General features: G+C 66.1%; 8 protein-coding genes and 1 tRNA gene. 3 read left to right on the plus strand and 6 right to left on the minus strand.

What is annotated here, in order from left to right; all coding sequences use genetic code 11:
• On the minus strand, positions 1 to 947 hold a 947-nt coding region (locus MFF42_RS19165), incomplete at its 3' end, for a hypothetical protein (protein ID WP_238257170.1).
• Between the two features lie 292 nt (positions 948 to 1,239).
• Here MFF42_RS19165 and MFF42_RS19170 point away from each other — a divergent pair.
• Both MFF42_RS19170 and MFF42_RS19175 read left to right on the plus strand, forming a co-directional pair.
• Positions 1,240 to 1,314, plus strand: a tRNA-Val gene (locus MFF42_RS19170).
• A gap of 460 nt (positions 1,315 to 1,774) precedes the next feature.
• Positions 1,775 to 2,005: a hypothetical protein gene (locus tag MFF42_RS19175; RefSeq protein WP_238257171.1), complete on the plus strand. Its 231-nt coding sequence runs from the start codon at positions 1,775 to 1,777 to the stop codon at positions 2,003 to 2,005.
• Positions 2,006 to 2,431: 426 nt separating this feature from the next.
• Here MFF42_RS19175 and MFF42_RS19180 read toward each other — a convergent pair whose 3' ends face one another.
• From MFF42_RS19180 to MFF42_RS19200, 5 genes are all read right to left on the minus strand, one after another.
• Positions 2,432 to 3,133, minus strand: a complete 702-nt coding sequence (locus MFF42_RS19180; RefSeq protein WP_238257172.1) for a hypothetical protein — start codon at positions 3,131 to 3,133, stop codon at positions 2,432 to 2,434.
• 874 nt (positions 3,134 to 4,007) lie between these two features.
• Positions 4,008 to 5,180: a phage portal protein gene (locus MFF42_RS19185; RefSeq protein WP_238257173.1), complete on the minus strand. Its 1,173-nt coding sequence runs from the start codon at positions 5,178 to 5,180 to the stop codon at positions 4,008 to 4,010.
• A gap of 81 nt (positions 5,181 to 5,261) precedes the next feature.
• Positions 5,262 to 5,792 carry an HK97 family phage prohead protease gene (locus MFF42_RS19190; protein WP_238257174.1) on the minus strand — a complete coding sequence of 177 codons (531 nt, stop codon included), beginning with the start codon at positions 5,790 to 5,792 and terminating at the stop codon, positions 5,262 to 5,264.
• Positions 5,792 to 7,108 carry a phage major capsid protein gene (locus MFF42_RS19195; protein ID WP_238257175.1) on the minus strand — a complete coding sequence of 439 codons (1,317 nt, stop codon included), beginning with the start codon at positions 7,106 to 7,108 and terminating at the stop codon, positions 5,792 to 5,794. The genes MFF42_RS19190 and MFF42_RS19195 overlap by 1 nt, the downstream gene beginning before the upstream one ends.
• Before the next feature lie 10 nt (positions 7,109 to 7,118).
• Complete coding sequence (locus MFF42_RS19200) at positions 7,119 to 7,640, minus strand: hypothetical protein (protein ID WP_238257176.1); 522 nt, start codon at positions 7,638 to 7,640, stop codon at positions 7,119 to 7,121.
• A gap of 375 nt (positions 7,641 to 8,015) precedes the next feature.
• On the opposite strand from MFF42_RS19200, the gene MFF42_RS19205 reads away from it, so the two are divergent.
• Positions 8,016 to 8,360 (plus strand): hypothetical protein, encoded by a 345-nt coding sequence (locus MFF42_RS19205; RefSeq protein ID WP_238257177.1) that lies wholly within the window; start codon positions 8,016 to 8,018, stop codon positions 8,358 to 8,360.
• Positions 8,361 to 8,551: the final 191 nt, after the last annotated feature.

An 8,551-nucleotide genomic window follows, 5' to 3' on the forward strand; every position in this document is an offset into this window, starting at 1 on the left:
TCGGCGAGCGCCAGCGTCTCGTTGGGAATCGGCAGCGGCAGCGGCAGCGGGGCGTCGATCCCGATATGGTGGAACACCGAGGCCATGAACGCCTCGAAGTAGTCGCGGTGGCCGACGACGTCGATGCGCGACAGGACCTCGACCGCGATGATCGAGCTCGCCGGCATCAGCCGGTCCTCCGGCACGTGGGTGCTGAGCTGGCGGGTCAGGGGGTTGTAGAGCAGGTGATAGGCCGGTTCCGGCATCATCCGGAACAGCCGCTTCAGGCTCTTCACGTCGGTGAAGTCGTAGTCGAGGGTGAAGGCCGCCGCCTCGACGAGGTTGCCGAGGCGCCAGTGCTGCTCCGCGTTGGCGGCGATGCTCGCCCGCTCGCGCAGCCAATAGAGGCGGCTGGCCAGTTCCACGAAGGGATCGTGGACGAGCAGCATGGTGAGCGCGCCGCTCTGGACGAAGTGCCCCTCGTAGCGCGGGAAGATGATCGCGCCGGCCATCAGGCAGGAATCGAGCGTGACGGTGTCGAACATCGCCCGCAGGATCTCGTCCGGAAACCGGCCGATCCCGAAATACGATTGCCGGAAATAGGGATACAGCGCGGTCTGGACCACCGTTTCCGGGCGGATATGGGCGTTGAGCAGGATGACCTTCTTGTCGGTCAGCCCCCCGCCCGGCAGCCGCCGGTAGATCAGCACGTTGGTGTCGACGTCGTAGATCTCGAGCCGCTCGATCCCGGCGAGGCCCGGCACGTCGGACTCGCGGATCTCGAAATGGCATTGTCCGGTCGCGTGCCAGCCGAACTTGACGAAGTTCGGGTCGGCGTGGATGGCCGAGGCCTCCGCCACCCGGCGCCCGTCGATGCAGACGCAGACCCGGCTGATCGCCTGCGGGTTGTCCGGCACCACCCAGCCCCGGATCACGTCGCCCTCGTCGGACGATAGGAGAAACCGCATCCTTGCTTGCCGTCCTCGGTCCCGTGCTGGTCCGTCCGCTCGGTGCGCGCCGCATCGCCGCCGACAGGGTGCGGCGGCCGCAGGTTTCGCGGGCGCACTCTTAGCCGATTTTTGCCGCCCGCGCGCAATGGGGATGAGAGGGAGAGGCGAGGGGAGCGCCGTTGCCCGGGGCGGGGTCCGCGGGTTTCGGCGGCTGCCGTCAGATTCCGCCGACGCCCCGCTTGCGGAGCCGCCCGGCACCGGCTATAGCCGCGGCCTCGCAGGACGCCGGGGCCACCCGGACGACCTGCCGGGGCGCGTAGCTCAGCGGGAGAGCACTACCTTGACATGGTAGGGGTCACAGGTTCGATCCCTGTCGCGCCCACCAGATTTCTGGTTATTTCGAAGTAGGTTAGATGAGGCGGCTCTTGGGCTGCCTTTTCTTGTTGGGCATGTTGACGGCACGGTGACGGCACCAAGCCGAAATCGCGACGGCAACTCCTGCTTACTCATTTTGGTGCAACTCGTTGCACCGCCCCCGCAGCCATGCGTCTGCGTGCGACAGCATGCGTGTCGGACCACACTGCAAATTCGCAACCATCGGCACTATGTCCTGTGCATGCCGCAAACTACGTCAGAAACATCAGCCCGAGTGACAAATCTGTCATTTGCGCCGGTTTCAAACGTGCGCTATGCCGAGTGCATGGAACGGTAACCGACTGGCTTCAGCCCTCGTTAATGGGCTGCATGATCACCTTCAGCTCAGAGACTCGCTTCGGAACTGCTGTGACAGCACTCCGTTGAATGCTCTGAGATCCGCACTCTCTCCTGCTCACCAGGGGGACAAAATGGACCCGCTCCGTAAGTACGAATACGAACACGAAGAGAACGAGGGTGGCGTGAGCTACTCCTTTGGGGACGTGCACGGAGCCGCCGCTTATTCCAAGCCGGAGGCGTCCTCGCGCGCCTACTCGTACGAAGACGATATCACCCAGGATGCGCTTGCTCAGCTTCAGGCTGATGCCGACGTGTTTCTCGCCGATGGCGATTGGGTACTGATCGACGGATATGGCGGCTGATCAGCCGCCGGTCGAATGGTACCCAGCTCCCCCTTCGGCCTTCGACATCGCTACCTGCTGGTATCCTCGACATCCAAGCAAAGATCCTGGGCCTGATCTGAGGCCCAGTTTGATCGTGGGCATCCTGCGGGATGCGCGGACGGGACGGTTTGCTTGCCGCACGTGCTTCGGGACTAAGAACCTGAAACTGATGCAAAGAGCAAGCAAGGACGTAATCGTACAATACGCACGTGATATAGATCAGTTCGGTCTGGCCCGCGCTACGCGGTTCGATCTGGATAACATTCTCACGCTGCCGTGGAATGATCGATTCTTTGGGTGCTGGTCAGGATATTCCTTTCCAGTGATAGGCTCGCTCACAGAACCATACATGCGAGATTTCGCCTATAAAATGATGTTGCGAAAAGCTCCTAAGCCCGACCAAGCCTAGCTGCATACTGCGTCTGACCTGAAAAGCGCTGACGCAGGTGCAGTTTTATTTCCCCATCGCTTCAAGATCCGCGTTGTAACTCCCGATCGGGTGAGCGTAGTGAGTTGGCAGAACGCGCCGGCCGCCACCGTGGCGCGGCCGCTCTCCATCTCGAAAGGCCGCTCGCGCTGGAGCTCCATAATCCGGAGTGCCGTCGCCTCGACGTTGGTCAGCACCGTTTCCAGATTGAGGAAATCGAGGCGGTCAATCAGTTCGGGATCGCTGGGCGATATCGAGAGGCCGGGGATCTCAAACAGCGTCCAGGCCTTCAACCCGTTGCGGCCATGGCTGTGCACGCCATAAGCCTCCGGACGATCCCGCTCTTCCGACCAGCCAGCAACGACGAACTCCGCATCCTCGTGAGCCTCGTGGGCCCTATCCTGAGCCGCCATCGCCGCGCCGTACTGCTCATGGATGGCGCGGAACAGTCGGGCCGCCGCGGCCACGAGCGGATCGAATCCCGTGAAGTTGGCGGACACGTTGGCGACGATGGAGGGGACGTGCATGCTCGGGCCACGCACGCCGATCACCGCCGGCAGGTGCGCCAGGATGCCGACCTTCTGCCCCTCCCACACGATTTGACCATCCCGCAGGTAGCTCGCCCCGTCCGTCGAGACGTGCACAGCCGTCGGGGTCACGATGGTGTTCATGGCGGTCATGCGCAAAACTCCAGATACGCGGTGCGGTTGAGCGGCTGAGGGGGAGGAGGACAGTGGCGCCGATCACGGCACCGGCTTGAAGGAAGGACGCGGCCGAGACCCCGGCGAACGAAGCGCCGGCCAGCCCGAGGGCAGGTGTTGCCAGGGCGGCGAGCGGCCCGGCGAAGGCCAGGAGGGCGAGCCCCGCGATGCCGGCGACGATGGAGAGCGGGCTTTTGCTCCGGCCGCCGCCGCCACCACCGCCACCGTGCGGCAGGTAGACCACCACCACCACAGCATCCTCGGCGATGTATTTCCGCGGCCAGGGGTTCACCTTGCCCGGCACGACAATCTCGCCGGCCTCATCACGCACAGGTGCGACCTTCCACCCGCGGCCCACGAAAGATTCGCCAATCGGCTTATCGAGCTCGGAGTCGCGCTGGACCGCGATCATGAAGGGGCGGGAGCGGTCTACATGCGCGGCAATTACCTGCGGCAGGCGGCGCCGGCCGCGGTCGATCGTGACCGGGGGCGCGATCTCCCGGCCCGCTGCGTTCACCTGGACAACCTGGGCCATATTCCGCTCCTGAAAGGGGCGCCCGCGGTGCGTGGAAAGCCACACCGCGGGCTCAGGCCGATATTCGCGCCGGCCATTCGCGCCATCTCCCTGTTGCCAGGGCGGATTTCCGAGCGCGCCCCAAACGCGGAAGGGCCGCCGACTCCGGGTGTTTTTCGCCACCGCCCGGTGGGCTCCGCGCAGGCCTGGAACTCCGGGCAGGAAAGAGGCCCGCGCGAACTCGAATTTCTGCCGACCGCGGATCGTGCCATGCCCGATCCCGCCGGCACTCCGGGCCCCGGAGCGTCCCCGACGCCCTGCAGGACGCCGGGCAACCCGTCATGCCGGTGGCGGCTCCTGTGGCGGCCTGCCGTGCTCGCCCATGTTCATGGGCTGGATCAGCACCTCACCATTCGGCGGCTCGCTGCTCAGGCCCTCCCAGCGGCGCACCTCCTGCGGCGTGAACATCGAATTCGTGATGCCGACCTGCCAAGCCGTCACGCGCTCTTGGAGGCTCCCGCGGAGGAGCCCGGAGAGGTCGTGCTCGATCCGGTAGCGGCGCCGACCCTCGGTGCTCAGGAGCGAGAGGTTTAGCTGCGCCTCGATCCGGGCGGCCCACGGCGCGAGGCAGTTCCGCACCAGGGCGGCCCCTTCCTCTTTCAGGCTGCCGTAGCTGGAGGGATTGCCGAGGCCGACCACGGACAGCGGCACGCCGTAGATGCGCGCCACATCCTCCAGGCCAGCCATGCGGGACTCGTGAAACTGCGCCTCGCGGCCGGACACCGCCAGCGGCTTGGCCTTGAGTCCCGACTCCAGCATCAGGGGAAGAATTTCTGAGCGCGCGCCCCTGAGGCGCTCTGTTAGCTGCCGCTTGAGCCGATTGAAGGCGGCATTCGACGTTGCATCGTCCTCTCGCCCGAATGAGAGATCAGTCTCGAAACTCACATCAGGCACGAAACCGCGATCCACCTGGATCTGTGCAAGCTCGCTCTGTGCCATGGCGAGCCCGACGGCGCCGTGCGCCCATGCCAGCGGGGAGCGGCCGAGGATGCCGTCCGCCGAGGCATAGCGCAGGTGCGCCACCTCCTCCTCCAGGAGGATGAGCGTCCCGCGGGTCGGATGGGTCCAGCGATACCGGAGCCGACCGCTGGAAAGCTGTTCCACGCCCACCATGCGCGCAGGCATGTAATCGAGGGCCGCCACACGTCCGCGGCCGTCCCGGATCGTGTGCGCGTAGCCGTTGCCACCCATCAGGACGTCGCGCGCCAGGGCCTCGCGGAGGTGGAAGGCCGGCATCCGGTCGTTGGCGGCGTCGTTGAGCACGGCGGTGAGCGGATGGCTCCGGGCTTCCTCCCGGCCGCCGTCCTCGTGGAGCTCGAAAACGGTGAGGGGGAGCGCGGCGAGGGACTCGGCGATCAGGCTGGTGCACCGAGCCGCGACGCCGAGTTGCGAGAGGGCCTGTTCCGGCGCCCCCCAACCGGAGGCCCGCCCGAAGCCGAGGAACTGCGCCAAGAGCGGGTCCGACGCCCCAAGGGCCTGCGGAGGGGCGTCGCGGCGCTCGCGGCCGAGGATGCGGCTCAGGAACCCCATGGATCAACCCCGCAGCGTGTCGAGATAGAGTCGGGCGAGCGCCAGGCCGGGAGGTGCCGCCGGGCCGCCGGCGCGGGCCTGAACGATGGTCCCAGGGTAGGCGGGCCAAGCGGACACCACCGAGATCTCGTGGAGCGTGACGGACCGGAGCTCGCGGCGATCGCCCTGCCAATCCTCGTCCTCGGCATCGAAGGCGAACGACATGCCCCCGGCATCCCCTCGCTCGACTAGGGCAAGCACGTCGCGCGCCTCGGTGCTGTCCGAGAGGGCGATCTCGAATTGGAGGCCGGTCGAGTCCTCGGCGAGCCGCAGGGTGCCGCTTTTGGTCCGCGCGAGCACCCGCGTGGGATCATGGTCGCGCAGGGCGAGCACATCGCGGGCCCGGAGCGACGCCGCAAAGGCGCCGGCCCGGATCGTTTCCCAGAACAGGCCGCGCGGGCCAGAGATCCGGGTCTCCACGCCGAACAGGGCGGCGTGTCCCTCAAGGCGCCGACCCTTGGCCCGCACCTCGATCTCTGCGCCGCGCTGTTCCATCACGCGGCGACAACCGTAGAGGCGGCAAGCCGCTGGGTCGGGAAGTCGTCGGTGAACGCGAAGCTTTCCGGGTGCCGAACCGACACGTCAGCGTCCAGGAACGCGTGCAGATAGGCGCCCCCGCGGTCCGCCATCTCCGTTGCGTACGGGTTCAGGAAAATATCGACGCTCGACCACATGCCCAGCAGGAGGTCCGGCCAGTTGCCGTAGAAGACGTGCGCGAGGCTCGTGCTAACCCCGCCGTTGTCCGGGAGCAGAGTCGACCACGCGGACGCTTCGCCCTTGAGGAACCCGGCCACGCCGACGAGCTCACCGGTGGCGGTACGGTAGCGGTTTAGCGTCGCCTTGACGGCCGGGTGCGCGAGGTAGCCGGTCGAACCGCCGATGTCGGCATTCTCGATCAGCCCGGTCAGGGTGCCGAAAAGGGCGTCCAACTCGGCGATGGTCGGGTTCTCCGGGTCCGCGTAGACCCCAGGAACCTTGTGCACGCCGGGCGTGCTCTTGATCCCGAGCGGAATGTTATTCTCGCCGGTCCCCATGGTCGCGGCCTGATCGAGGGCCTGCGCCAGCAGCAAACCGATATCATAGCGCAAGACTTGCTCAATCTGAGGCGCCTGAATCATCATTCGCCGCGTGACTTCGTATTTGGCCGTGACCGTTTTGGGAGCCATCGACACCTTGTCGAAGGTCGGGTCAGACTTCGTGGCAGGCGCGTGCTCTGCGACCCAATTGGCCGTGCCGGACGTCTTCTGACGCGGCAGGTCCAAGTTCCCGGTCAGGCCCGTCAGCACGGTGGCCCCGAGACGCTGGACGGCCAGTTGCGGCCGAGGGCGGTCGATCAGCGGGCCGAGGTGCGTCGGCACCAGGGCGCCACCAGGGCCGCCGGCCGGCTGTGTCGTGCCGACGTACCGCTGTTCGCTGCCGAGAAATGCGCTCAGGGGTGCAGCGAAGCCGCCTTTCCGGCCACCGCCGCGGCGCTCCCGGGAAATCTCGGCGGCATACTCGCCCTCGGCCCCGGTCAGCCGGCCCGTTTCCATGAACTCGGAGACCGCGCGGCCGATGGAGTAACGCGCCTCCAGATCGGCCATACCACCGTGACCAGCGACCGGCGCCGCCTCGGCGTGACGCTCGAAATTGGCCAGGGTCTCGGCCTGCCCAATGCGGGTTTCCAGCCCGGTCACTTCGCCCTTGAGGGTGTCGAAACGGGAGCGCTCCTGTTCGTTGAGCTCCCGCTTTTCGGTCTCGGCCTTGTCCACGAGGCCGCGCATCTCGGCGACCCGGTTGGCGCGCTGTTCGCGCAGTTCGTGGATACGCATGGAACTCTCCTCAGACGGGATAGGCCGGGGACGGCCCGATCAGGGGCTCAAGGCTGCGGAGCAAATCCCCGCAGTTGATGGTGATGAGGGCAGGCGGCAGGCCCGCGCTGCCGGCGACCCGGAACGAGAGATCGCGCGCCGTTTCGCGGGGGTCGGGGTTCAACACCCGGCGCTCGAACGGACCGGCTCCACGGCGCCAGACGGCGAGCACCGTTTCACCGCGCGGAAACAGCATCCCGGGGAGCCGCGGGGGCGTGGACACATCCGAGAACGAGCCGGCGATGTGCGCGGCCTCTTTCGGCGGCAGGCCGAGCCGCACGAGGTGCACGGTAATGGCCACCTGGATCACGCGGTGGCGGCTCAGGAGCCCCGGGCTGCCGGGTTTGGAGGCGGGCTGATCCGGCTCGACACCCTCGGCCGGGTCCACGGTGTAGTGGAGCACCCCGCGGGCAAACCAATTCCGGAGATCGTTCAGCAGCGCTGCCGAGTTTTCGGGGTCGATGGTGCGGGCGACGTCAGCAAGGCGAAACATGCGGGTATCTCCGGCCCGAAACCTGTTTCACATGACTTAGGTTTTTTGTTTCTCGGAGTCGAGTCCCCTTTGTTTGCCTTGGGATCGAGTTGCGTCGGACGAGTTAGGATCGCGGTTCAGGATTTTTTTCGAGTTGCTGGCGCGGACAAGGCCTCCGCTGCGGTCCGCAACTCGTTTGCTGAAACTGCAAAAAACCTGGGCCATGGGTCTGGCGGCGCGGCTTGGATGCAAGCGGCGTTGCGGAGATGTATTGATTAGTTACAAACAATATATTTCAGTAATACTTGATTTAGCTTCATCTGCCGCGATATAATTGCAGTGTCCGGGATAGAGCCGGCACACATTGGAGAGGGCAGGGGAATGGCTCAGGTATACGTGGATCCCTCCATCAAGACGTGCGCTCAGGCTCTGGTGATGGAGGCTCTTGAGCACATCAATCAGCGGGTTTCGTGCGGTGAGAGTTTCTGGATGGCGCGGACCGCGTTTCTCTCATCCGTCGCCGACGATTGGGTGCGGCTCTACGGGAAGGATGCCGCCGATCAGGCCGTGCGTGGCCTTCACATGCTGGCGCCGGGCGAAGTCCTGGACCGGGAGACCAAGCGCAAGGCGCGCGATCGGCGCGTTGCCGAGTGCCGGCACGATCTCGCCACCCTCGATCCCACCCGGAACACCCGCCTCAACCGCCTGTGGCTCTCGTGGTTCGGGGTGAGGCTCTATTGATCGCCCTGCGCCTCACCCTCCTGGTGGCTCTGGCAGTCTCGCCTGCGGCCGCGCCGGCTTCCGCGGACTCTGGACCGGCTAAGGTGGATCGCTGGCGGGCTCTGGCGCTCTGTGGGGTCTCGAAACCTGGACCGGCGCGAGACCGTGCCTGCCAGCCCTTCTCCGCCGCCGAGCGCGGGACATGGCGCGGC

The organism is Methylorubrum podarium (assembly GCF_022179745.1).
GTDB classification, from domain to species: domain Bacteria; phylum Pseudomonadota; class Alphaproteobacteria; order Rhizobiales; family Beijerinckiaceae; genus Methylobacterium; species Methylobacterium podarium.